This is a genomic window from Lachnospira eligens, from assembly GCF_009680455.1.
Taxonomy (GTDB): Bacteria; Bacillota; Clostridia; order Lachnospirales; family Lachnospiraceae; genus Lachnospira; species Lachnospira eligens_A.
In genome coordinates, this window is the sequence record NZ_WKRD01000002.1 from 163,434 (window position 1) to 188,801 (window position 25,368).

The window sequence follows — 25,368 nt, forward strand, 5'->3', positions numbered from 1 at the left end:
TCCGACTCGCTTATTATATCAGATTGCCATATTTCTGTGTTATATATGTCGTCTTCTGTCATTTTTTCGTTATAACCTGTAACTTTTCCGTCACATTTAGATTTACTTTTTACAGTATATAGTTCAGTCCTATATTGCATATATCATGAGGCTGTACAATACATTTGTTCTTATATACTTTCAAGATACATCAAAAAGGAGATTCCCGTTTTTACAGAAATCTCCCCATCTTAATATATAATTATTCAGAATTACTTATTAGTCTCTTCTATAAATCTTTCAAGCTGCTTCTTAGCTAATCCGCTCTTAATAATTTCTCTTGCCTTCTCAACACCTTCCTTCATTGTAATACCATCTGAAGCAAGATATATAGCAGCACCTGCATTAAGAAGTACAACATCTGTCTTAGGTCCTTCTGCACCATCAAGAATATCTCTTGCAATCTTGGCATTAACTGCCGGCTCACCTCCTACAAGATCTTCCTTCTTGCATCTTGTAAATCCAAAATCCTCTGGTTTTATAGTATATGATTTGAACTCATCACCTTTGAACTCGCAGACCTTTGTATCAGCACTTAAAGATATTTCATCTATACTGTCCATTCCATATATTGTCATGGCTCTTTTGCAGCCTAAATTATGTAATACATGAGCAAGTGGCTCAACAAGCTCCTCACTATACACTCCAAAAAGTTGCATAGAAGCTCCTGCCGGATTAGCCAGCGGTCCAAGTATGTTGAATAATGTACGGATTCCTATTTCCTTTCTCACACCCCCAACAAATCTCATAGCCGGATGATACTTCTGTGCAAACAGAAAACATATATTAATATCCTTAAGAATCTGTGCCATCCTTGCCGGAGCTGCATCTATCTTAACTCCAAGAGCCTCTAAACAGTCTGCTGTACCACATTTGCTTGAAGCAGCTCTGTTACCATGCTTTGCAACTGGAATTCCAGCTGCTGATACTATGATAGAAGCTAAAGTTGATATATTAATTGAATTAGAACCATCTCCGCCTGTTCCAACGATTTCAAGAACATCCATATCATTTAAGAACTTCTCACAGTGTGCTCTTAAAACTCTGGCTGCTGCTGTAATCTCGTCAATAGTCTCTCCCTTTGCTGCCAGAGCTGTAAGAAACGCTGCCTTCTGTGCATCAGTGGCTTCTCCTGTCATAATCTCTTCCATTACATCATTCATCTGCCCAGCTGTTAAATCTTCCTTTTTAACGAGCTTTGCAATAGCTTCTTTAATCATATTACCTTAGCCTCCTATAAACATATCTAAATGATAGCTTTAGTGTATTACTATAACGCCGTACTGTCAATCCATAACAGCTTGCAAAGGTTATCTGTCTCAAACACATCATCAAAAAGAAAAGACTCATAAAGTGCTTCCATATTATCCTCTGAGTACTCTACCTGTCTTGAAAAAATATGCACTGTATCTATTCTATCTTCAAATGTAAACCTCTTATGCTTTCTATACCATACAAGCATGTCCATCTGACGGAGTATAAGATAATTAGTAACAAACATTTTAGCTTTACCAACCACATCATAATCATATACAGCCTTGGCAAAATACCGGAACACAAGATATGTTATAAAGTTCCTGTACTCATACTCTCTTTCAAGCATCGCTGTCATGAATTCTTCTTTGGTCTCCTGATACTGCTCATTATCCATATTCTCATGGAAAGTCTCTGTCATCTCAGCTAATATCTGTTCCCAGCGTGTATTAAGCACCTCCATATCCTCATACGGATACATAATGTTTCTTATACATTCCCAAACATCAACATCACCAAATTCATCGCTTTCTGATTCATCATTCATTTCCATAAGAATATGTTCTATATCACTTCTTCCAAATGTATTGACATACTCCTTAAGTGCGTCATACTCATCATTATTAATATATTCCTGTATTGATGCACAATATTTTAATATTACAACCAGCTTCTCATTAATTGACATCTCCGGCATATCAAGGATCTTAAATATTTCATCTCTTGCCTTAAATATCCTGACAGCGTAAGCACTGTCGTACTCATCATCCTCTGAATATTCCTCATCACACGGCTTTAATACAGTTGTAAATGTTTTGTTTTCAGAAAATATAATTCTTTCCGCTTCCTCACATGCAAGCCCGATACCGCTTTCTTTGATTTCTCCATAATATTCAGAATATCTTGGGAACTGGTCACACACAACAGACAAATGCTCTGCTCCCAGTTCTTTATGAATTGTACATAATCCACACTTATCTAACAAACCGCAATGTCCATCTACGAGTTTAAAGCAATTCGAACCATCTTCACTTTTAGTAATTGATTCTCTTATCCTGTCTCCAAGCTCGCCATCAAGACTCATATAATAATTATAAGTATCATCATCAATATCTATCTCCCAGCCGCCAACACAACAGTTGTCTTTACATTCTGAAGTTATACAGTGGAACTGGTCATAATAGAATGGAACTCTGAGTTTCATAATCCTTATCTTCTCCTTAGTCTGTAACGATATCAGCAATCTGATATCTTATAACTTTATCTACATCAGACAGCTTAACTTCTACCTGATGTCCGATTTTACCGGCACTAAACATTATAGTTTCAAAATCCTCAGCAGTCTTATGAAATGTTGTCGGAAAGAACTTCTTCATTCCTATAGGCGAACAGCCCCCATGCACATATCCTGTAAGGGGCAGTAATTCTTTTGATTTAATCATCTCTATTGATTTCTCTCCAACAGCCTTCGCTGCTTTCTTCAAATCCAGTTCCTTATTAACAGGAACAACAAATACATAATTCTTACCTGTCTTGCCAACTGTAACAAGTGTCTTGAAAGCCTGTTCCGGATTCTCATTAAGAACAGCAGCTATTTCATCTCCGCTTAACCCTTCTGCATCTGGACACACATGTGTCTTATAAGGTACTTTTTTCTGGTCAAGCACTCTGCATACATTAGTCTTATCATCTGATTTTCCCATAATTACATTCCTCTGGCAATTCTATATCTGTCTCATTCTCTCAAGTCGTTCATGAAGCTTTTTTATATGTTTCATCTCAGCTTCACTCTCCATTTTTCTATCCGAATAATAATATTCTACTGTGCCTTTTTTCCCTTTATCTTCCTCTTTAAATATTCCTTTTTTCACAACAGTATTCTTAAGATTATTAGATACACCTGTATTTCCATCAACCATCTCTAAATCATCCGGAAACAGCTTTGAAAATGAATCCTTAAAATAGTTAAAATGTGTACACCCTAGCACAAGTTCAGAATAATCATTAAGATTGTATGGAGCAAATTCAGATTTTAAATAATCAGTAACATCTGAAGAGTCAAAATCATCATCCTGTGCAAATCTTACAAGCTTAGGAAGTGCCACAACGTCAACGATATGCTTATTATCATATTTATCTACAAGTTTCTTTAACTTCTCACCTTTTGCCGTGACAGGAGTTGATACAACCATAACTCTTTTTCCTGATTCATGAATGTGCTCAACTGCCGGTTTTACAGCTGGCTCTATTCCAATTATTGGCAGCTTATACTTTTCTCTTAGATATGAGATTGCTGCACTTGTTGCAGTATTGCAGGCAAGCACAATTGCCTGACATCCCTTATCAACAAGAAATCCAACAGCATGGTCGACAAGCTTTCTTACTTCTTCTTTTGTTTTCTCCCCATATGGAACATTATCCACATCAGCATAAAATATGTAATCCGCCTCTGGCATGATAATCATTGCCTGATGAAGCACTGAAAGACCACCTATGCCTGAGTCAAATATTCCTATCTTCATATTACCATAAACCTCTATATTCTAATCATTATATACTTTACAATAAACGATCATTTTATCCTTTAATATCTTAACCCTGCTAGGTCTTATCTCTCCAGCAAATATCTTATCTGCGAAACCTGTAAACAGATACTTCTGTAACAGCACCTTAAGCTGCTTGTTACCAGATCTTCTTATAGCTGATACCATCCATACAGCTACAAAACACAACGGCCATACCCACACAGGAATATACTGCATAATTGTAAGTGCATATCTTCCTGCAAGCGCAAACCCTATTGCACAGAATATAACAACATATACCACAGCCCATATATAAGCCTTTACCCAACCGACAGCACCAAGCACCTTAAGTCTGTTAGTTATCTTTCTGTAATTCTCTGATTCCTCTGCTGTTATTGACAGTTCTATTATCTCCATAAACAAGTCATACCTTTCTTAGCATTTAATAATAATTATAAGCCCTCATGTCAAAGTATTCAAGATACTTTCACTTCTCCATTTTCATCATATCTTATAAAAGCTTTCCCCGCATACGCTGAAAATCAATTCACCGCATACGGGGAAAGCCCTTTTACTGATTTCTTCTAAACAGACTGATTAATAGTCACTCAGAACATCTTCCACATGCTTAATAGAAATCTCTAAAAAATTGGATATTTCATAATCTGGAACACCATTATCATGAAGTATGAATATAAGTTCTTCCATACTCGTTCCCTTACGGCGTTCCATCATAATAAAATGTTTAACCTGAGTCTCGTCCATACCACACCTCACATATCACACATTATTAAATTATTCCGTATCGAAACTTTTCAACATTATATCAGATACATTTCTGATTAGTCAATAGAATAGCCTTACTTACTGATTGTTCTTTCCAATAATCTTCTTTAACATATGTACCCTGTTAAATGGAAATGAAAAATAATACCCATCAACAAAATCTGTAGTCTTTGCAATTATTTCCCTTGCTATCTGAATACCAGTCTCTTCTCCCTCTTCTTTTGACATATCAGCTCTGTATCTTGAAAGAATCTCATCAGTAACATTAATACCTGTCATCTCATTTTTCATGAATGTTGCATTTCGAAGACTTACAAATGGCATTATTCCACAAAGAATCCTTGCCCCTGTCTGTTCTTTAATCTGTCTGAGTCTGTCTATATCTTCATCAGAAAATACAGGCTGCGTCATAAAAAATGTGGCTCCCGCCTCCATTTTTTTCTTAACACGCTCAAGTTCCACTTTAAAATTAACCCTTCCCTGATTAATTGCTCCACCATATATAACCGGTTTCCCGGCAAACTGTTCCTGATTCATATCACTTATTATATTCATAAGTCCAACTGAATCGAAGTTAAACACACTCTTTACAGACGCTCTTACAACTGATGGTATGGGATCACCGGTAATAACGAGAAAATTATTAATATCATTTATATGTGCTCCCAAAAGCTGTGAACGCATTGCTATAGCATTCTTGTCACGACAGCATATGTGCGGCATAACACACATTCCCGTTTCTCTCGAAACCTTTTCTGCCATAAGTATTGAATCTGCACGTGTTCTTCCTGATGGTGAATCCGGAAATGTAAGCACATCAACTCCGCTTTCCTTCATCAAAAAAGCAGCATCCATAATCTTCTCATCATCAATTCCAAGCGGAGGAGCAAGTTCTACAGCAATCAGTTTTCTTCCTTCTTTTCCTTTATAGAAAGAAACATCATTTGCAGTTTTCTTTTCTGATATCTCTTCTTCTATGGAAGCATTTTTCATATGAACAACATCAGCAGTTTTTAAAACCATCTGTCTTATATATTCAGGTGTTGTTCCACAACAGCCGCCAATAATATCAGCTCCATCCTCAGCCAGATCATGCATAATCTGTGAAAAATATGCTGCATTGTTATCATCAAATACCATTCGACCGCTTACAACCTGTGGATATCCTGCATTTGGAAGCACCGCAAAATACTTGTCATTCCTGTTAATAAGGCTCTGCACAAGCTTCTTCATATGTCCCGGACCAACTCCGCAGTTAAATCCACATGCATCAATATATGAATTTTTCTCAGCTTCTTCAATCAGCTTTCTTGCACTAAAGCCTGCACTGCTATAGCCAAACTGATTGATTGCAAACTGAGTTATAACAAATCCGTTTTCTCCTGCATTTTCAATTGCTTTATCAATAAATCCCAGTTCTGGAAATGTTTCAAAAACAAATATATCAACGCCACATTCCTTAAAAACATTAACTATATCAACATACTCTTTTTCAATATGCTCTTTTTCAATCATATTTTCACCAGGAATAGGGCCAATATCAGCTGCTACAAGCACATCTGTCCCCTTTACGGCTTCCCTTGCAATGTCAACGGCATTTTTAATATTATTTCTTACCTCATCAAATCCCGCTCCAAGACACACGGTATTACTTGCAAATGTATTAGTTCTGATAATCTTAGCACCAGCTTCAATATATTCTTTATGAATTGCCAGTACTCTGTCTGAAGCCTGTAAATTTGCCAGCTCAGGCAGGCTGCCCGTATCATACTTCTTAGCATAGTATGTTCCAAACGCACCATCTGCCACCAGTATTTCACTCTTTAATCTGTCATATAATATTCCTGCTGTTCCTGTATACTTCATGCCCAGTCCCCTTATCTTTAACATTCAACTTAAAAAAGGAGCCACCTTATATAAGTGACTCCAAAATTGTATCATTATTAAGTTTAATTTGCACTAAAAATTAAAGGAAAATATACTTCAATATGAACAGCAATGCAAGCACATACATAAGCGGAGTAATCTTCTTAGCCTTTCCAGCAACAAGATTAACAATAACATACGAAATAACACCAACTGCAATACCTTCTGAAATGCTGTACATAAGCGGCATACAGATAAGGCAGAGGTAAGCCGGTATACTCTCTGTTAAATCATTAAAATCAATTTCAACAACCGCACTAACCATAAGGAATCCTACAAAAATAAGTGCCGGAGCTGTTGCAAATCCAGGAATTGTAGTAAATACAGGTGCAAATATAATTGCAATAAGGAATAAGAAACCTGTTACAACTGAAGAAAGTCCTGTTCTTCCGCCTTCTGCAACACCTGATGAGCTCTCAACAAATGTTGTTGTTGTAGAAGTACCAAGGATGGCTCCTGCACTTGTTGCGATAGCATCAGCTAAAAGAGCCTGCTTAATTCTAGGAAGTCTTCCGTTCTCATCAAGCATTTTAGCCTTATTGGCAACACCGATAAGTGTTCCAAGTGTATCAAACATGTCAACAAAAAGGAATGAGCACATAATAACAATAAAATCTAATATATTAATATTAAGACCCTTAAGGTTAAAGCACTGTCCAAATGTCAGGCTGATAGCTGTGACATCAAAGCTTCTCCATGAAGGAATAAGTGAATAGAATCCTGCTGCCGCATCAACCTTATAAAGTCCTGTAAGCTGGCAGATAATACCAAGCACCCATGTTGCAACGATACCGATAAGGATAGAACCCTTAACATGCTTTACATAAAGAATAGCTATGATAAATGTACCGATAACTGCAAGTAAAGCACCTATTCCTACTGTGTTAAAATTAGTTCTGAAATTAACAACAGTAACCTTTGTTGACTCACTTGCAACAACTAGGTTAGCACCCTGAAGTCCGATAAATGCCACAAAAAGACCGATACCTACTGATACACCCTTCTTTAATGTTGTAGGAATTGCGTTAAATATAGCTTCACGAACATTAGTAAGTGAAAGCACAATAAATACAAGTCCTTCAACAAATACAGCAAAAAGTGCTACTTTCCAGCTATATCCCATGCTTCCGCATACTGTATACGCAAAATATGCGTTAAGTCCAAGTCCTGGAGCAAGCGCAAAAGGATAATTAGCAAGAAAAGCCATTGCAAAACAACCTATAGCAGATGCTATTGCAGTCGCCATAAGAATTGCATTAGAATCCATTCCTGATGCTGACAGGATAGATGGATTAACAGCCAGAATATAAGCCATTGTCATAAATGTTGTAATTCCAGCTACAACCTCAGTTCTTACACTGGTGTTGTTTTCCTTAAGTTTGAACAATTTGTCCATTTCAACCTCCATAATTTTATAAATATTAAAAATACTTAATAATATTAACATATTCTTCTCAATTTTACGACGACTTTTTTATTAGACATATATCTTTTCTAATAAAATCTCCCACTAAAAGGGGGAAGCACATTCAATAGCAAAATAGTACTATATCATTGTACTTTAGTTACACACCTGTGAATTGGACGTGAACACAGGTTTTGGGATACATCCATTTATGAAAAACATGAATAAAGCCATATATGCAGTTGGGAGACCTGCATATATGGCTTTATTTTATTTCTTATCTACTAATTCTGTTGTACAGAAAGGACATCTTGTTGCCTTAACAGATATCTTGCTGAAGCAGTATGGACAATCCTTTGTAGTTGGAGCCGGTTCTTCTTTCTTCTTACCTAAGCTCATCATCTTGTTCATTGCTTTAACTAAAAGGAACAGAACAAATGCCATAATAAGGAAGTTAATAACTGCTGTTATGAATGAACCATAATCAAACACAACTCCTCTTATTGTAAATGTACCACCAACAGTAACGCCTTCTCCATTAGTGCCACCTGTAACCACTGCAATAAGCGGATTAATAAAACTGCTTGTAAGTGCTGTTACAATGCTCTGAAATGCAGCACCGATAATAACACCGACTGCCAGATTCATAACATTTCCTTTCAAAGCAAATTCTTTAAATTCGTGAATGAATTTTTTCATTGTGTTCTCCTCCCGTATATTATTGATTAATCTTTGGAACAATTATAATGTCTTTAATTTTCCCCTTATATCCTCTACCGTTTCAACAATATAATCTGCTCCTGCTATCTCAAGCTCCTGTTCTTCTGCAAAACCGTATCTTACTCCCATAGAATCAATTCCAGAAGCTTTAGCACCTAATATATCGTCTTTTCTGTCGCCAATCATAATAGACTGTGACTTTGTTTCTGACAAACTGCCAGTGTCCGCAAGTCCGGCAGCAGCAAGCCTTACAAACACTTCATCAATAACCTGGTTCTTATGTCTGCGTTCTCCACCTTCTAATTCACTTCCAACAGCAACATCAAAATACTTATCAACATTAAAGTACTCTAATATTCTTGGAACATATATTTCAGGCTTACATGTAGCAAGTGCAATTATATATCCATCACTCTTTAATCCTTCAAGCATATCTGCTATCCCGTCAAAAAGAACATTTTCATATATTCCCTTGTCAGAATATCTTTCACGGTAATAATCAACTGCCTTTAGTGCTTTTTCTTTGTCAAATCCATAAAATTTTTCAAAGCTTTCATCAAGAGGAGGACCTATGAATCTTCGAAGCATCGCCTGGTCATTTTCTTCTATTCCAAGTTTCTTAAGTGCATGCTGCACACTTTTGGTAATTCCCTCGCTTGAATCTGTAATCGTTCCATCAAGGTCAAATAATATATATCTCTTAGTCATATTTTCTCCATTATCACATTAATTCACTGTAACTTCTGATATTGTAATCGGCTATCCGACAAATATCTGGCCAGTCATCAGCTGAAGCCTCATCATATACAGCCACAACAGTAAAGCCACCGCTCTTGGCTCCCTGTGCAGCCGATAATACATCTTCAAACACAATACATTCATTCACACTGCACCCTGCTTTGCCGGCTGCTTTCATATATACATCCGGGAATTTCTTTCCTCTCGGCACTTCATTTGTCTGTGTAAATGCATCAAAGAAACCATATATTCCGTTACGTCTTAAGCATGGCTCAAAAAGTGCCCTGTCTGATGATGTTGCCGAAACAATCTTAAGACCATTATTATGCATTTGTTCTATAAAAGTTTTCGCATACGGCTTTAACACCACCTTGTCAGTGTATGCCTTACATGCTGCATCATACCATTCTTTCATGATTTCTTCTGTAGATTCCGGCAGATTATACTTTTCCTTAGTATATACCGAACCGGATTCAAATGTATGTGTCTTAATCTCCTGCATATATTCCTTAGATACAGGAATTCCTCTTCTGCCCAGAAAATCCATGTCGACCTTAGCCCATACCTGTGTTGAATCAAGTATAGTTCCGTCAAGGTCGAATATGATACACCGGCAGTTACTAAGATCTAACATGGATAACTCTCCTCCAGATTTATGTACTACTTATATGAAAATCTCTTCTTTACATTAACGCTGTATTCATCAGTATATTTCTTGATATATTCAGAATATTTCTGGTTAAGAAGTGTTGACTTAATTGCGTCATCATCTGAACCATCATATGATCTGCTTATGTAATATACAATATAGAAACATGTATTATCATCATCTTCAATAACTGTAAGGTCGCCCTCTTTTCTGTCTGAAGAAGCAATCCAGTCAGCACATGCTTCCTCAATATTGCTCTTCTTAGTCTCTGTAACTAAGGAAGCTGCATCATCCGCATAAGTATCATCGCCTGCTTCTGCGAATTTCCTGCACTGGTTAATGAAATCAAGTTCACTGCTTACGCCTGACGCAAAAGAATTAGCTGTTTCTTTAGCATTTGCCATATCTGACGAATCTGAACTTTCAGCCTTAACTTTAAACATTCTATATTCAAACTTATCATATGTATCCTTATTGTCCTCGTAATATGCACTCACTTCTGAATCTGATGCCGCAAGAGTTTCTGTTAACTTCTCCTGATATGCTGTACTCTTAAGATAATCTTTTAAGAATTCCTTAACTCTCTTTTCTGTAGCTCTCTTACCAAACATCTGCTTAAGATAATCTGAATATGATGTATCAGCTTTATTAGCCGCATCCTTAAGCTTACCTATAAACTCATCATAATCTGCATCTTCATTATCATATGTAAATCCGTTAGCATCTGCATCCTCTAATAAAGCTTTAGTCTCTTTAATAGTTGATACTGCAGAATTAGCAAAGAAATCATACCATGTATAATCAGTTGAATATTCCTGGCTCTTATCTGACTGGCTTGTCTTATATCCCATATAAGATGAATAATAATCACCATATGTCATAGAACCATATAAAGTTGTGTTAAGACTGTTAGTCTTAGCTATGCCGTAATAAAAATCAAACTCAATCTGGCTTATCTTATCATTATCCACTTCAATATAATCTTTATAAATACTGTTCAGCTTAATGCCGGTTGCTGTTCCACTTCCAAGTATTATGCATGCAAGAACTGCTATACACACCCATTTGGTAATATATCTTCTCTTAGCTTCTTTTCTTTCTTCTTCTTTTCTTTTCTGCATCTTACGGTCGTATTTAGTAACAACCTTCTCTGATGCTGCATTATTGTTTGCCATAATGTCCTCCCTATTCATATCCATTAATTTCTTTAATTCTGTCTAACTGCTTCATCCACTCATGTGAACTTGCATCACTTGGCATTCTTAAATCACCTCTTGGTGATACTGCAACTGAACCAACCTTAGGCCCGTCAGGCAGACACGAGCGCTTAAACTGCTGCGCAAAGAATCTCCATGTGAACGTTCTTAGCCACTTATAGATAGTCTTATCATCATATTCTCCTGCAAATGCGTACTTTGCTATTCTGAATATCTTCTCAGGCTCTGCACCGAATCTTAGCATATGATACATAAAGAAATCGTGCAGCTCATAAGGTCCAACCAGATCTTCTGTCTTCTGTGCAATAGTACCATCATCCTTAGGTGGAAGAAGCTCAGGGCTTACCGGTGTATCAAGCACATCGTTAAGAACTGATGACAGTTCTTCATTGCCGCATGTATCTGCATAGAACTGTACCAAATGCCTTACAAGTGTCTTAGGTACTGATGCATTTACTCCATACATTGACATATGGTCGCCATTGTATGTTGCCCATCCAAGTGCCAGTTCTGACATATCGCCTGTTCCAATCACCATGCCGTTAGTCTGGTTGGCAATATCCATAAGTATCTGTGTTCTCTCTCTTGCCTGTCCATTCTCGTAAGTCACATTGTGATTATTCTCATCATGTCCGATATCTTCAAAATGCTGTCTAACAGCCTTCATGATATTGATTTCACGGAGTGAACATCCAAGCTGCTTAGTAAGCTTCACAGCATTGTTATATGTTCTGTCTGTTGTGCCAAAGCATGGCATTGTAATACAATGAATTCCGCTTCTGTCAAAGCCGCACAGATCAAATGCCCTTACAGTCACAAGAAGTGCCAGTGTAGAGTCAAGTCCGCCCGATATTCCAATTACTGCATTCTTACAATTCGTATGTTCAAGTCTCTTCTTGAGTCCATATGACTGGATATTAAGAATTTCCTCACATCTTGAATCTCTTTCCTTCTTATCAGAAGGTACAAAAGGAGCTTTATCAAAATATCTTATAAGCTCTAGTTCTTTATTGATAAAATTCTGTGCCTGCACCTCTGTATATGTGCTGTTCTCATCAACTGCATATGTACTCATTCTTCTTCGCTCAGAGCATATTCTCTCTACATCAATATCAGCATATACCGATTCATCAGCAAATTTATGCGCCTCTGCAAGTGTAGAACCATTCTCACATATAAGGTTATGTGCTGAGAACACAATATCCTGGGTAGATTCTCCTCCTCCAGCACTTGAGTACACATATCCGCACACAAGTCTTGCAGACTGCCCTGAAACAAGCTGTTTCCTATATGTATCTTTGCCAATAGTTTCATTGCTTGCCGATGCATTTACAATAATAGTTGCACCATTCATAGCATGCTTTATGCTTGGCGGCTGTGGTGTCCACAGATCCTCACATATCTCAACGCCAATCTTAACTTTTCTGTTATTATTAAATGTAAATAATAATTCACTTCCAAAGGGAACCTCTTCACCATCAACATCCACATATACACATTCATTAAATCCAGGTGTAAACTGTCTTCTTTCATAGAATTCCCCATAATTAGGAAGATACATTTTAGGAACCATGCCAAGAATACATCCATTCATAATACCTGCAACAACATTGTACAGTTTTCCGTTCATTTCATAAGGAAGTCCGACAAAGCTTATCATCCCTGGTGTTGTTTCAGAATATTTCTTAATATCCACAAGTCCCTGAATAGCCGCATTAAGAAGTCTGTCATGTAAGAATAAATCATTACACGTATAACCTGTAATGCACATTTCTGGAAAAACAGCTATTGCAGTATCCTTCTTATGAGCCTCACTCATAAGCGACTTGATATTCTCTATATTATACTCACAGTCAGCCACTTTAATCTTCGGTGTCATGGCTGCTGCTCTTATATATCCGTCTTTCAATTTGCCCTCTCTTTCAATATATGTCTTTTCGTCAAACATTAAAATTATATCAGACTGGGTATTTATTTACAATAAAGGTCACAAAAAAGTCACTTTTGATTATATTGTCCATAAACAAGTGTTACACCGTTTTCCTGCTCTTTAGGTTCATTGCACCCTGTCAGTGCTGATATCATGCTTATAATAACCACCAAAGCCAATAATCTTGCTGTCAGCTTTTTCTTTATTCCATCTTCTAACATAAAAAGACCTCCACTTATTCATAAATCTATTATGAACCAGTGGAGGTTTTATTATACTTTAAATGTGCTTATTCAATTACGGCTGCACTAACCTTTATTACTCTGTGTCCAGCTAAGAGCTTATTCTCAATCTTATAGAATGCAACTACCTTAAGAGGCTTGCCATCTTTAGAAACAAACTCCTGTACATAGCTTACATATCTCTTATCTATGAACTTTTCTCTTAACTCTGTTATTACTTCCTCATACTCAACGCTTGGTACGAACTGCTTAAATACAATTCCCGCCTCAAAATCATCTTCTGTGTATCCAAGAAGCTCTGTAAATCCATCATCAATATCAATAATCTTACCGCTTCTCATCTCCATAGAAAACTGTGTAAAAGGAATTGCTTTCATTACTTCTGCCATAATTATTCTCCTTATCCGTGAAAACTACTTAGAAAGTGTTGCAAGACGCTCAGTTACCTGCTCAAGCATCTGTGTATATTTTACCAGCTTTGCCTTCTCTTCGTCAATCTTTGCCTTAGGAGCTTTTGATGTAAACCTCTCATTGTTAAGCATTCCGTTACATCTCTTGATTTCTCCCTGTAATCTGCCTTCCTCTTTCTTAAGTCTCTCTATTTCCTTGTCGATATCAACAAGCTCTGCGAAAGGAATATAGATAACAGCATCCGGTATAACTGTTGAAACAGCATCCTCTGGTATTCCAGCCTTGTCAGCCTGAACCTTAACCTCGCTTGCATATGCAAGTGTTCCAAAGAAGCCAAGTGAATTGTTAAATATGTTCTTAACATCTTCACTTGCTGTAACAACATATACAAGTGCCTTACGGCTAGGAGCAACATTCATATCTGCACGTAAGTTTCTTATATTACGGACAGCTTCCTTGATTGTCTCAATAGCCTTCTCCTCTGCTGCGAAATTGTTAGTTTCATCATATACAGGCCATGAAGAAATCATGATTGACTCTTCCTCATCCTGAATATTGCAGAATATTTCTTCTGTAATGAATGGCATATATGGATGAAGCAGCTTAAGTGCATCTATAAGAACAGTCTTTAATGTCCAGATAGCTGCTGTCTTTGTCTCGTCTGCATCATTGTAAAGTCTTGGCTTAACCATCTCAATATACCAGTCACAGAATTCTTCCCAGATGAAGTCATTAAGCTTGGCAACAGCGATACCAAGTTCGTATTTTTCCATATTATCTGTAACTTCTTTGATAAGTCCATTCATCTTAGAAAGAATCCACTTATCAGCATCAGTTAAGTTAGCAGGTCTTTCATCTGTAGCCTTAATCTTGTTATCAGGATCATTCATCATGATAAATCTTGAAGCATTCCATACCTTATTGGCAAAGTTACGGCTAGCCTCAACTCTTGACCAGTAGAAACGCATATCATTACCAGGTGCATTTCCTGTGATAAGAGTGTATCTTAATGCATCTGCACCATATTTATCAATAACCTCAAGCGGATCAATACCATTTCCTAATGACTTACTCATCTTTCTTCCCTGGTCATCTCTTACAAGGCCGTGGAATAATACCTTGCCAAATGGCTTCCTGCCCATATGCTCATAGCCTGAGAATATCATTCTGATTACCCAGAAGAATATAATATCATATCCTGTTACAAGCACATCTGTAGGATAGAAGTAGTCAAGTTCAGGTGTCTTATCTGGCCAGCCAAGTGTTGAGAATGGCCATAATGCTGATGAGAACCATGTATCAAGTGTATCAGGATCCTGTTCAACATTAGCACTTCCACACTTAGGGCATGTGCATACCTTATCTCTTGAAACAGTCATTTCTCCACAATCCTTGCAATAGTATGCAGGAATTCTGTGTCCCCACCAAAGCTGTCTTGAAATACACCAGTCTCTGATATTGTCTGTCCAGTTATAATATGTCTTATCCATAGAAGCAGGGATAAGTTCAATATCACCATTCTTAACGCCTTCAACAGCAGGCTTGATAAGCTCGTCCATCTTAACGAACCACTGCTGCTTAATCATTGGCTCAACAGTTGTCTTACATCTGTCATGAGTACCAACATTGTGTGTATGGTCTTCAACTCTTACTAAAAGTCCAAGTGCATCAAGGTCAGCTACCATAGCCTTTCTTGCTTCATATCTGTCCATGCCTGCATACTTGCCGCCAAGATTATTAATTGTAGCATCATCATTTAAAATGTTAATCTCTGGTAAATTATGTCTCTTACCAACCTCAAAATCGTTAGGGTCATGTGCTGGAGTAATCTTAACTACACCTGTACCAAATTCCTTATCAACATAAGGGTCTGCAATAATAGGTATTGTTCTGTCTGTAAGTGGAAGTTCAACTTCCTTTCCAACAAGGTCTGTGTATCTTTCATCATCTGGATTAACAGCCAGGGCTGAATCTCCAAGTAATGTCTCTGGTCTTGTTGTTGCAATCTCAACATATCTTCCTGGCTCTCCAACTACAGGATAGTTGATATGCCAGAAATGTCCTGCCTGCTCCTCATGCTCAACCTCTGCATCTGATATAGAAGTATTACATACCGGACACCAGTTAACAATTCTTGAGCCCTTGTATATAAGTCCTTTCTCATAGAGCTTGATAAATACTTCCTGAACAGCCTTAGAACAGCCTTCATCCATAGTGAATCTCTCTCTGTCCCAATCACATGATGAACCAATCTTCTTTAACTGGCTTGTGATAGTTCCACCATATTCCTTCTTCCATTCCCATGTTCTCTTTAAGAAGCCCTCTCTTCCAAGCTCATGCTTGTCAATTCCTTCTTCCTTAAGAGCATTAGTAACCTTAACCTCAGTTGAGATTGAAGCATGGTCAGTTCCAGGAATCCAGAGAGCTTCATAGCCCTGCATTCTCTTGAATCTGATGATAATATCCTGCATAGTATTATCAAGCGCATGACCCATATGCAGCTTACCTGTAATATTAGGTGGTGGCATAACAATAGTAAATGGTTTCTTATCTCTGTTTACTTCTGCATGAAAATACTTCTTTTCAAGCCACTTGTGATATAATCTGTCTTCGATTTCAGACGGATTATAATTCTTTTCCAATTCCTTGCTCATTATTAATCTCCTTTTTAATATTGCATTCCGGGTTCTTTCCCAATTATGTGCTCGCAGCTCATATGCCAGAATTTCATTCTGGCATTGTCGCGGCGCTCCTCGAGAACCCATACAAAGTTCTCAGTTCATGCAAGCACGGCTGCGAACTTTCCATGACTTCTCTCATCGCTGTTCGCGCAAAAAAGCCCTTTGCAGGGCATATACTCTGCAAAGGGCGTAAATAAACTTATTAACGCGGTACCACCTTTGTTTAATTATCTTGTGATAATCCTCATTACTCCTTAACGCGGAATACGTCACAGCCTACTTAAATCAACCGTTCAGCCATGCGGCTCCAAAGCTACCTTCCATATCATTATTACCTGAACCATCTTTCAGCCAGTGAACGGTTCTCTCTGTCGGATAAGGATATGTACTCCTCTTTTTCAATGCCTTTAAATATAAAATTCTTTTCTATCTTAATATCTGACAGAAAAAAATGCAAGCATTTTATTCAGGAACTTCAATCTGCTTAATATTAAACTCATTACCCTGAATAAGATATGTGTGCTTACTGCCACAATTCGGACAGACTTTGGCGTATTTCACAGTCTCATAAGTTTCCCCGCAGTCCTCGCAGTAAGTTATACCCGGGATTATCTCGACTTCCATCTCACAGTCCTTTACAAGTTCTTCTTTCTTGCAAGCCCACTTCCAGCAGTCTGTAAGATATTCTTCTACAACTCCTGATACTTCGCCAAGCTCAATTGTAACTTTAGATATGCTTGAAACATCATTATCTGAAGCTACTGCTTTGAGGTCATCTATTATGTGAAATACTACGCCTAATTCATGCATACATTTTAGTCCTTTTTCTTTTTGAATTTAATCTTGATTGCCTGCTTTGCACCATATGGAAGAATGTACTTAAGCTTATCCTCACTTCTTCTCATTGTAGAACACTCTGGCAGGTCTCTCTGAAGATGAATAGCATCAAACTCACACTTTGTTGTACAGATACCACAGCCTACGCACTGGTTCTCATCAACGATTGTTGCACCACAGCCCAAGCATCTTGCAGTTTCTTTCTTAACCTGTTCCTCTGTGAATACACCTGCATCACTTCTGAATGACAGCTTATCAACTCCTGACTTCTTAGCTGGGCGCTGACGGCCTGTATTGTCATACTTCTCAACGCTGTAATCATCCTTATCAAGTTCAACATAATAGTTAGGATCCCTGCCTATTGTAAGTGAGCTGTGTGGCTGTACATATCTGTGAATAGATATAGCCCCCTGCTTACCTGCCGCAATAGCATCAATAGCGAATTTAGGACCTGTATATACATCACCACCGACAAAGATATCCGGCTCTGCTGTCTGATATGTAACCTTGTCAGCAACAGGATAATTACCATGCCAGAATTCAACCTTAGTACCCTCAAGAAGGCTGCCCCATTCAATTGCCTGTCCGACAGACATTATCACATTGCTGCATTCTATTGTCATAGTCTCATTCTCATCGTACTGTGGATTGAATCTTCCATCTGCATCCTTAACAGAAGTACATTTCTTAAATACGATGCCTGTAACCTTGCCATCTTCTGTAAGGATTTCTTTAGGTCCCCAGCCACCAATAATATTGATACCTTCTGATTCAGCAGTCTCAATCTCTTCTGGAAGTGCTGGCATAATGTCTCTTGTCTCAAGAGATACCTGTGAAACCTTAGGTGAACCACAACGTATTGCTGTTCTGGATACATCAATGGCAACATTACCACCGCCAATGACTACTGTGTCACCTGTAAGCTTATAGCTTTCATCATCAGTTGTTATATGGAGAAGCTCAACGCCAGTCATAACTCCCTTAGCATCTTCTCCGGCAACGCCAGTCTTTCTACCGCCCTGACATCCGACTGCAATATAAAATGCTTTATAGCCCTGTTCGCGAAGCTGTGCGATTGTGATATCCTTACCTACTTCAACACCACATTTTATCTCAACACCCATAGCCCGTAATACATCTATCTCTGCCTGTACGATATTCTTCTCCATAACAAATGAAGGAATACCATATACAACCATACCGCCCGGTTCTTTATTCTTCTCGAATACAGTCACATTAGTATAGCCTTTCTCTGCAAGGTAATATGCACATGAAATACCAGCCGGACCTGCTCCTATAATCGCAACCTTCTCGTCAAAATATCCCTTAGTTGCAGGAACAACCTTTTCTGGAACATATCTTGTTTCTGCATTGATATCTAACATTGCTATATATTTCTTAACTTCATCAATAGCAATTGACTCATCAATAGTTCCCCTTGTACATGCGTCTTCACAACGCCTGTTACAGACATAACCACATATTGCAGGAAGTGGATTGTTCTTCTTGATAAGAGCGAGTGCATCCTGATATCTTCCCTGTGCAGCCATCTTTAAATAGCCCTGTACAGCAATATGGGCTGGACAGGCTGTCTTACATGGAGCAGTTCCTGACTCATGTGTATTGATTCTGTTCTTGTCCCTGTAGTCCTCTGACCACATGTGTCTGCCCCACTTCTGTTCTGAAGGAAGCGGCATCTTAGGATATGTAACCTCTGAGCCGTCCTTTCTGCAAAGCTTCTGTCCAAGAGACAATGCACCTGCAGGACAGTATTCAACACAACGTCCACATGCAACACAGTTCTGCTTGTTAACATGTGCAACATATGCTGAACGTGACATATTAGGAGTATTGAAAAGCTGTGATGTCCTAAGCGCATAACAGACATTAACATTACAGTTACATATAGCAAATATCTTATCTTCACCATCAATATTAGTTATCTGGTGAACAAATCCGTTATCCTCTGCCTTCTTGAAAATCTCAAGTGCTTCTTCCTTAGTGATGTATCTTCCGCCTTTGCCAGTCTCAACGACATAATCAGCCATATCACCTACAGCAACACACCAGTCAGCAGGATCATCTGCACATCCCTCGTCAAATGTCTTTCTTGATTTACGGCATGAACATGGGCTTGCTGCATATTTGCCCTCGTATTTATCAAGCCAGTATGAAATCTTCTCAAGCGAGATGGCTTCATTACACATATCAACTTCCTTCTGTACAGGAATGACATGCATACCGATTCCGGCACCTCCTGGTGGAACCATATGTGTAAGTCCCTCAAGAGGAATACGGCTCATACGCTCAAAGAATCTTCCCATCTCAGGATGTTCCTCTAAGACAGCATCATTCATATTGGCAAATTCCGCACTTCCAGGAACAAACATAGGAAGCACATACTGTTTCTCGTGCTTTGGATTCTCCCAGTTATACTCGATTACACCATTAAAAGCCATCTTATTAAGAAGCTCCTCAAGATACTTCTCATCCATACCTGTAATCTTAACAAGTTCAGGAAGTGTCTTTGGCTTACGCACTCCCATCTTTAATGCAACCTCAGCCATCTCATCAGTACAGATTGCTGCAAGTCCCCAGTACTCAGGGTCATCTGCTGTGAGCTTCTCCAATCCAAGCTTTATTGCTGCCCTGTCAGTAATCATCTTTCCAAGCTTAAGAATCGGTTCTCTTACAGGAAGCTCAGGATGTGGATTCTTAAATTCAACATTCTTAGTATTCTCTGCCATAAATCATCCTCCGTTATTCTTTCCTCTGGCAAATGCCGGATTCTTTATTAACTGCACAATAAGCGGAATAACCATCAGAACCCATACTATAGGCTCTGAAACAATAACACCCCAGTATCCCATAAACGGAACAAGTGTAAATGTTATAACAACCTTTCCTGCAAGCTCAATCCCACTTGATATGATAGGAGTAAGCCTGTCGCCTATTCCCTGCAGTGAGTTTCTTATGATAGTTATCATCGCTGTCACAAAATAAAGCAGCGAGTCAACTCTTAAATACAGCGTTGCTGTATCTATTACATTTCTATTATCCGAACTTATAAGCATTTTAACAAATGCAGGAACTACCGTATAAGATGTGATTACACATAACACACACCATACCCATCCCATAAGAATTGATGTTAATATGCCCTTTCTTATTCTTTCATACTTTCCTGCTCCAAGATTCTGTCCACAAAAGGTTGCCATCGTAGTTCCCAGCACACCGAACATCATCATGAAAAGCTCTGATAATCTTCTTGCAGTAGTATGGGCAAGAATTATATCCTGTCCAAATGAATTGATTGCACTCTGCAATGTAACAGAGCCAATTGATACAAGACTGCTCATAAAGCCCATGGAACAGCCTGTTGACATAAGTTTTCCACACAGACTGGCATCAGTCTTAAAATCTTTCCTGCTAATCCACAATATGTCATATCTCTTAAGTGAATACACAAGACAGGCTATAAGTGCAATAAACTGTGAAAGCACTGTTGCCACTGCAGCACCTCTTACCCCCATTGGAATAACCTTAAGGAAAAATAAGTCTCCACCAATGTTAAGCACTACTGATATTCCTAAAAAAATAAGCGGAGTAAATGAATCTCCTATCGACCTTAACAGGGCTGCACAGACATTGTAAAGCATAAGTATTGTCATGCCTGCAAATATTATAAATATATAATCATAGGCTTCCTTTAACAAATCCTCTGGTGTATTAAGTACTTTCAGAAGAGGTCGTAAAAATATCAGCACAACCACTGTCAGACCTGCTGATATCATAATTCCATATTTGAACGAACCTGCAACTGTCCTCTTAAAATTAGCTGTATCTCCTGCCCCAAAAAACTGTGCAGCAATAACAGCAAATCCATTAGTCAGTCCCTGTAAAAAGCCTATAACAAGGGTGTTCACTGAGTTAGTAGACCCTACAGCCGCCAGTGAACTTTCTCCTAATACATACCCTATAATCTTGGTATCCACAAGATTATAAGTCATCTGAAGCAGCGAGCCTATAAAAACCGGTAATGCAAACCAGAATATAAGCTTAGTTATACTTCCCTTAGTTAAATCTTTCATACAAATATTCCTATATAGTTCTTAATTCTGCCCAATTAATCCACTGATAAAAATGCATCCATCTCTTCAGCAACTTCATCAAAAGTCTGGTTATAAACAGCTGCAAATTCACCATACAAAAGCTTCCTTGCCGCAAGCAGCATCCTGCTGTCTGCTGATTTCATCTTTCTTAAATCCTTAGCTCTTTCATTCTTAATGACATATAATGCACGAATCAGATGCATAAGCTTTAAAGCATCCTGAGATTTCATATGTTCATCATACTGCATAGGTGTAACCTTTTCTGAAAGTTCTCCATCTTTCTTACAATTTCTGGCTCTTTCCTTTAACTTGTCACATTCCTTAACAGTCATAATGCCTCTTATCATAACCTTGTTGCTGTCAACGGGTGAATATATAATTCCCTTGCTGTCAAATACCGGCTGAAGAAAATAATAATCCCCTGATATTCCCTTAATAGGTGGTGTATCAATATTTTCAACCTCGCACACTCCAACAACTCCGTACACTACCTTATCACCAATCTCAAACATGCTCTCCGTACTTCCTTCCAATTCTTCGTTAAATCCGTATCAATTATTAATATTATATTACATTTCTAAGATTTTTTCAAAGTATATTTTTACTGGAAATTCGAAACAAAATCTATCTGTCATATGACATAATAAATAAAAAACGCCGTTTCAATGAATCACTCATTAAAACGACGTTCCAATATCAATCTGATTATTAATTAGAATAAATCTACTCTTCCTGCAACCTTTCCATCAGCAACATAATAGCATGCTCCATCCTGTGGCTTTATGTATAACTTAATATCTTTAGCTGCTACCTTCTGTGCCTTAAGATCAGCTTCAACTCTCTTTAAAACAGCATCCATATCTGTCTGCTCATCGTTGTACTGGATAAACGTCTCAGTCTTAGCTTCTTTCTTGGCAACAGCCTTCTTAGCTGTAGTCCTAACTGCTGTCTTCTTTGCTGCCACTTTCTTTGTTGTAGTCTTAGCTGCTTCCTTAACAGTCTCTTTAGCTTCTTCAACTTTAGCTTCAACCTTAGTCTCAGCCTTAGCTGCTGCTGTCTCAACTGCCTTCTTGGCTGTTTCTGTCTTAGCTGCCGCTTTTTTAGCAGTCTTCTTAACAGTTGTCTTCGCTTCTGCTGCCTTTACCTCTGCTGTCTTTACAGCACCACCAAATACATTGCCATCCTTTTTTTCATTGTTTGCCATGTTTCCATCCTCCTTAATAAAAATACTACTCTCCAATAAGAAACTTCTTGATTGTTTCTACAGCTTTATCTGCATCATTGCCTTCTGCTGAAATAGTAACAGACATTCCGTCTCTTAATCCAAATGCCATAATCCCCATTAAGCTTTTAGCATTAATATTCTTGCCTTCTGATGAAATATCAATATGACTCTCAAACTGACAAGCAGTCTGAACAAGCTCAGCAATTGGATTCTTATGTACTTTATCAATGTTAGCAACGTTGATTGTCTCAGTCATTACAAATTACACCTTACTTTCGTTTAATTTCAGTTACTTTTGTAAATATACCCTAATAGTAAATATAAGTCAACATCTGCTTTCGCAATTTAATTAATAAACAGCCCTCATTTTATTGTAAGATTTATTGATTTATCTTCATAACCCTCATTATAAAGTTCTCTCATCTGCTCATCAAATATATCAGAAGGTTCATAATCACACAACAAAAGAATCAATTTTTTTATCTGTTCATTTTCTGAAGATAGTTTTTTATACTGTGGTTCTATTTTGTTTTTCAATTCCACAAGATTAGCAGCATTTTCCTCCTTAGGAATTGCCAACGCCCCTGACACAACTCCAAGAGCATAGGCACATTCATAATTGCCAGTCATTCTTGCATTAGAAAATTCGCATTTGCGCGCAAGCGCCTGCTTAGCTAATATAGGTACCATTATGCATTAAGCTCCTTCTTAAATGTTGCAACATAATCTGTGGCAGCTTCCTCTGAATAATTATTAGCTTCAAGAAGCTTGATAAAATGTGAGCCAACGATTGCACCATCAATGATATCTTCAAGCGGTGCAACATCTGCTGCTGTTCTTATTCCGAATCCCATCATAACAGGAATCTTAGATTCTTTCTTAACTTCTGTAAGATATTCTCTTATCTGTGAATGGAAGTTAGCCCCCTTTCCTGTAACACCCATCTGTGAAACGCAATATACGAAACCTCTTGCATTTTCTAAAAGCATTGGAATCCTGCCCTTAGATACTGGAGATACAAGCTGGATAAGAATTGGCGACTTCTCGTTCTTTGCAAGGACATCCTTAATCTCGCCCTGCTCCTCGAATGGAAGGTCAGGAATGATAAGTCCATCAACACCATTTTCAATACATTTGTTTACGAAGTTCTCAACTCCATAATGATATACAGTATTATAGTAAAGCATGAATACAACAGGGCTGTTAAGACCAGCTTTTCTTACCTCGCCCATCATTGTAAATGTGCCTTCAAGTGAAGCTCCATTCTGTATTGCTTTGAAAGATGCATCCTGAATTACAGGGCCATCTGCGATAGGATCTGAGAAAGGAACACCTATTTCCATAATATCGATTCCTGCCTTCTCCTGTGCAGACATAATCTTCTTAGTTGTATCGTAATCTGGAAGTCCTGCTGTTGTATATGTAATAAATGCTTTCTTTCCCTCTTCTTTAAGTGCTGCAAGTCTTTCTTCTATTCTATTCATTACTTGTTAGTCTCCTCTCCGTTAAGATATTTCTGAACTGTATTAACATCCTTATCACCACGGCCTGAAAGACACATGATAATTGTCTTTCCTTTATATTCACCCTGTGCCATCTTGAACACATGTGCAAGTGCATGTGCACTTTCAATTGCCGGGATAATTCCTTCCATTCTGCAAAGTTCCATAAGTGCATCCATACATTCCTTATCTGTTACTGAAACATATTTTGCTCTTCCAGAATCTCTTAAGTAAGCATGTTCTGGTCCTACACCCGGATAATCAAGTCCTGCTGAGATTGAATGTGCAAGCTGGATATTACCAATTTCATCCTGTAAAAGATACGTCTTCATTCCGTGAAGGACACCAACCTGTCCAAGTGCCATTGCTGATGCATGCTTTCCAGTCTCAATGCCAAGTCCGCCTGCCTCAACACCAATAAGGTCTACATCTTTATCATTGATGAAATCTGCAAACATTCCGATTGAATTAGAACCTCCACCGACACATGCTACAACTGCATCAGGAAGCTTTCCTGTCTTATCGAGAATCTGCTTTCTTGCCTCAGTGCTGATAATTCTCTGGAATTCCTTAACCATCTTAGGATATGGATGTGGTCCTACAGCAGAACCAATGATGTAAAATGTATCCTCTGCCCTTTCAGCCCATGTTCTGATTGCCTCGTTAGTTGCATCCTTTAGCGTTGCACTTCCTGTTGTTACAGGCTGAACCTTTGCTCCAAGCATTTCCATTCTGAACACATTAAGCTTCTGTCTCTCGATATCCTCAGCACCCATAAAAACTGTACACTCCATATCAAAAAGTGCTGCTCCTGTAGCTGTTGCAACGCCATGCTGTCCTGCACCAGTCTCAGCAATAACCTTAGTCTTGCCCATTCTCTTTGCAAGAAGAATCTGACCAATAACATTATTAATCTTATGTGCTCCTGTGTGGTTAAGATCCTCTCTCTTTAAGAATATATCTGCACCATACTTTTCACTGATTCTTTCTGCATAATAAAGTGGTGTTGCTCTTCCTACATATTCCTGCAGATAATAAATATAATCCTTAGCAAATTCAGGGTCTCTTATTGCCTCATCAAATGCTTTCTCAAGCTCTGCCAGAGTATTCATAAGTGACTCTGAAACATACTGTCCTCCAAACTGTCCATAATACTTGCTTCCTGCCAT

Annotated in this window: 25 protein-coding genes and 1 other annotated feature; all 25 genes read right to left on the bottom strand. The window is 38.2% G+C overall.

Going from position 1 to position 25,368, the window contains the following annotated elements:
- Positions 1-251: 251 nt before the first annotated feature.
- Positions 252-1,259 carry an anthranilate phosphoribosyltransferase gene (gene trpD / locus GKE48_RS02685; RefSeq protein ID WP_055215632.1) on the bottom strand — a complete coding sequence of 336 codons (1,008 nt, stop codon included), beginning with the start codon at positions 1,257-1,259 and terminating at the stop codon, positions 252-254.
- Between the two features lie 50 nt (positions 1,260-1,309).
- A complete protein-coding gene (fliB, locus tag GKE48_RS02690) occupies positions 1,310-2,497 on the bottom strand; it encodes a flagellin lysine-N-methylase (protein WP_022098238.1) in 1,188 nt (395 codons plus the stop codon).
- A gap of 16 nt (positions 2,498-2,513) precedes the next feature.
- Positions 2,514-2,996: a Cys-tRNA(Pro) deacylase gene (gene ybaK / locus GKE48_RS02695; protein ID WP_118009536.1), complete on the bottom strand. Its 483-nt coding sequence runs from the start codon at positions 2,994-2,996 to the stop codon at positions 2,514-2,516.
- A 21-nt stretch (positions 2,997-3,017) separates the two neighbouring features.
- A complete protein-coding gene (gene murI, locus GKE48_RS02700; protein ID WP_055215635.1) occupies positions 3,018-3,815 on the bottom strand; it encodes a glutamate racemase in 798 nt (265 codons plus the stop codon).
- Positions 3,816-3,836: 21 nt separating this feature from the next.
- Positions 3,837-4,235, bottom strand: coding sequence for a hypothetical protein (locus GKE48_RS02705; protein WP_154300391.1), 399 nt, complete (start codon positions 4,233-4,235; stop codon positions 3,837-3,839).
- Positions 4,236-4,415: 180 nt separating this feature from the next.
- Positions 4,416-4,583, bottom strand: coding sequence for a hypothetical protein (locus tag GKE48_RS02710; protein ID WP_012739514.1), 168 nt, complete (start codon positions 4,581-4,583; stop codon positions 4,416-4,418).
- A 99-nt stretch (positions 4,584-4,682) separates the two neighbouring features.
- Entirely contained in the window at positions 4,683-6,470 is a 1,788-nt protein-coding gene (locus tag GKE48_RS02715; RefSeq protein WP_154300392.1) for a bifunctional homocysteine S-methyltransferase/methylenetetrahydrofolate reductase, read from the bottom strand.
- Positions 6,471-6,570: 100 nt separating this feature from the next.
- Positions 6,571-7,926 carry an NCS2 family permease gene (locus tag GKE48_RS02720; RefSeq protein ID WP_243138422.1) on the bottom strand — a complete coding sequence of 452 codons (1,356 nt, stop codon included), beginning with the start codon at positions 7,924-7,926 and terminating at the stop codon, positions 6,571-6,573.
- A gap of 279 nt (positions 7,927-8,205) precedes the next feature.
- Complete coding sequence (gene mscL / locus GKE48_RS02725) at positions 8,206-8,634, bottom strand: large conductance mechanosensitive channel protein MscL (protein WP_022098232.1); 429 nt, start codon at positions 8,632-8,634, stop codon at positions 8,206-8,208.
- Between the two features lie 42 nt (positions 8,635-8,676).
- Complete coding sequence (locus tag GKE48_RS02730; RefSeq protein WP_022098231.1) at positions 8,677-9,363, bottom strand: HAD family hydrolase; 687 nt, start codon at positions 9,361-9,363, stop codon at positions 8,677-8,679.
- A gap of 13 nt (positions 9,364-9,376) precedes the next feature.
- The gene (locus GKE48_RS02735) at positions 9,377-10,027 is read right to left on the bottom strand and encodes an HAD family hydrolase (RefSeq protein ID WP_022098230.1); all 651 of its coding nucleotides are present in this window, start codon (positions 10,025-10,027) and stop codon (positions 9,377-9,379) included.
- A 26-nt stretch (positions 10,028-10,053) separates the two neighbouring features.
- Entirely contained in the window at positions 10,054-11,217 is a 1,164-nt protein-coding gene (locus GKE48_RS02740; protein ID WP_173016875.1) for a peptidyl-prolyl cis-trans isomerase, read from the bottom strand.
- A gap of 10 nt (positions 11,218-11,227) precedes the next feature.
- The gene (locus GKE48_RS02745) at positions 11,228-13,207 is read right to left on the bottom strand and encodes an NAD(+) synthase (protein WP_154300394.1); all 1,980 of its coding nucleotides are present in this window, start codon (positions 13,205-13,207) and stop codon (positions 11,228-11,230) included.
- 50 nt (positions 13,208-13,257) lie between these two features.
- Positions 13,258-13,410 (bottom strand): hypothetical protein, encoded by a 153-nt coding sequence (locus tag GKE48_RS02750; protein WP_022098227.1) that lies wholly within the window; start codon positions 13,408-13,410, stop codon positions 13,258-13,260.
- A gap of 68 nt (positions 13,411-13,478) precedes the next feature.
- Positions 13,479-13,820 (bottom strand): PAS domain-containing protein, encoded by a 342-nt coding sequence (locus GKE48_RS02755; RefSeq protein WP_022098226.1) that lies wholly within the window; start codon positions 13,818-13,820, stop codon positions 13,479-13,481.
- A gap of 24 nt (positions 13,821-13,844) precedes the next feature.
- A complete protein-coding gene (locus tag GKE48_RS02760) occupies positions 13,845-16,496 on the bottom strand; it encodes a valine--tRNA ligase (RefSeq protein WP_022098225.1) in 2,652 nt (883 codons plus the stop codon).
- 207 nt (positions 16,497-16,703) lie between these two features.
- Positions 16,704-16,934, bottom strand: a binding site (T-box leader).
- Positions 16,935-16,985: 51 nt separating this feature from the next.
- Positions 16,986-17,333, bottom strand: a complete 348-nt coding sequence (locus tag GKE48_RS02765; protein WP_022098224.1) for a hydrogenase maturation nickel metallochaperone HypA — start codon at positions 17,331-17,333, stop codon at positions 16,986-16,988.
- Between the two features lie 5 nt (positions 17,334-17,338).
- Positions 17,339-20,107, bottom strand: coding sequence for an FAD-dependent oxidoreductase (locus tag GKE48_RS02770; protein ID WP_154300395.1), 2,769 nt, complete (start codon positions 20,105-20,107; stop codon positions 17,339-17,341).
- 3 nt (positions 20,108-20,110) lie between these two features.
- Positions 20,111-21,451, bottom strand: a complete 1,341-nt coding sequence (locus GKE48_RS02775) for an MATE family efflux transporter (protein WP_154300396.1) — start codon at positions 21,449-21,451, stop codon at positions 20,111-20,113.
- A 35-nt stretch (positions 21,452-21,486) separates the two neighbouring features.
- On the bottom strand, positions 21,487-21,984 hold the full coding sequence (locus GKE48_RS02780) for a CarD family transcriptional regulator (protein ID WP_055215644.1): 498 nt from the start codon (positions 21,982-21,984) through the stop codon (positions 21,487-21,489).
- A gap of 200 nt (positions 21,985-22,184) precedes the next feature.
- A complete protein-coding gene (locus GKE48_RS02785) occupies positions 22,185-22,676 on the bottom strand; it encodes a DUF6465 family protein (RefSeq protein WP_055215645.1) in 492 nt (163 codons plus the stop codon).
- A 25-nt stretch (positions 22,677-22,701) separates the two neighbouring features.
- Positions 22,702-22,953 (bottom strand): HPr family phosphocarrier protein, encoded by a 252-nt coding sequence (locus GKE48_RS02790; protein WP_012739531.1) that lies wholly within the window; start codon positions 22,951-22,953, stop codon positions 22,702-22,704.
- Positions 22,954-23,060: 107 nt separating this feature from the next.
- Positions 23,061-23,387, bottom strand: a complete 327-nt coding sequence (locus tag GKE48_RS02795; RefSeq protein WP_012739532.1) for a DUF3837 domain-containing protein — start codon at positions 23,385-23,387, stop codon at positions 23,061-23,063.
- Positions 23,387-24,181: a tryptophan synthase subunit alpha gene (gene trpA / locus GKE48_RS02800; RefSeq protein WP_055215646.1), complete on the bottom strand. Its 795-nt coding sequence runs from the start codon at positions 24,179-24,181 to the stop codon at positions 23,387-23,389. Before trpA ends, GKE48_RS02795 begins: the two co-directional genes overlap by 1 nt.
- Positions 24,181-25,368, bottom strand: coding sequence for a tryptophan synthase subunit beta (gene trpB, locus GKE48_RS02805; RefSeq protein ID WP_055215647.1), 1,188 nt, complete (start codon positions 25,366-25,368; stop codon positions 24,181-24,183). The genes trpA and trpB overlap by 1 nt, the downstream gene beginning before the upstream one ends.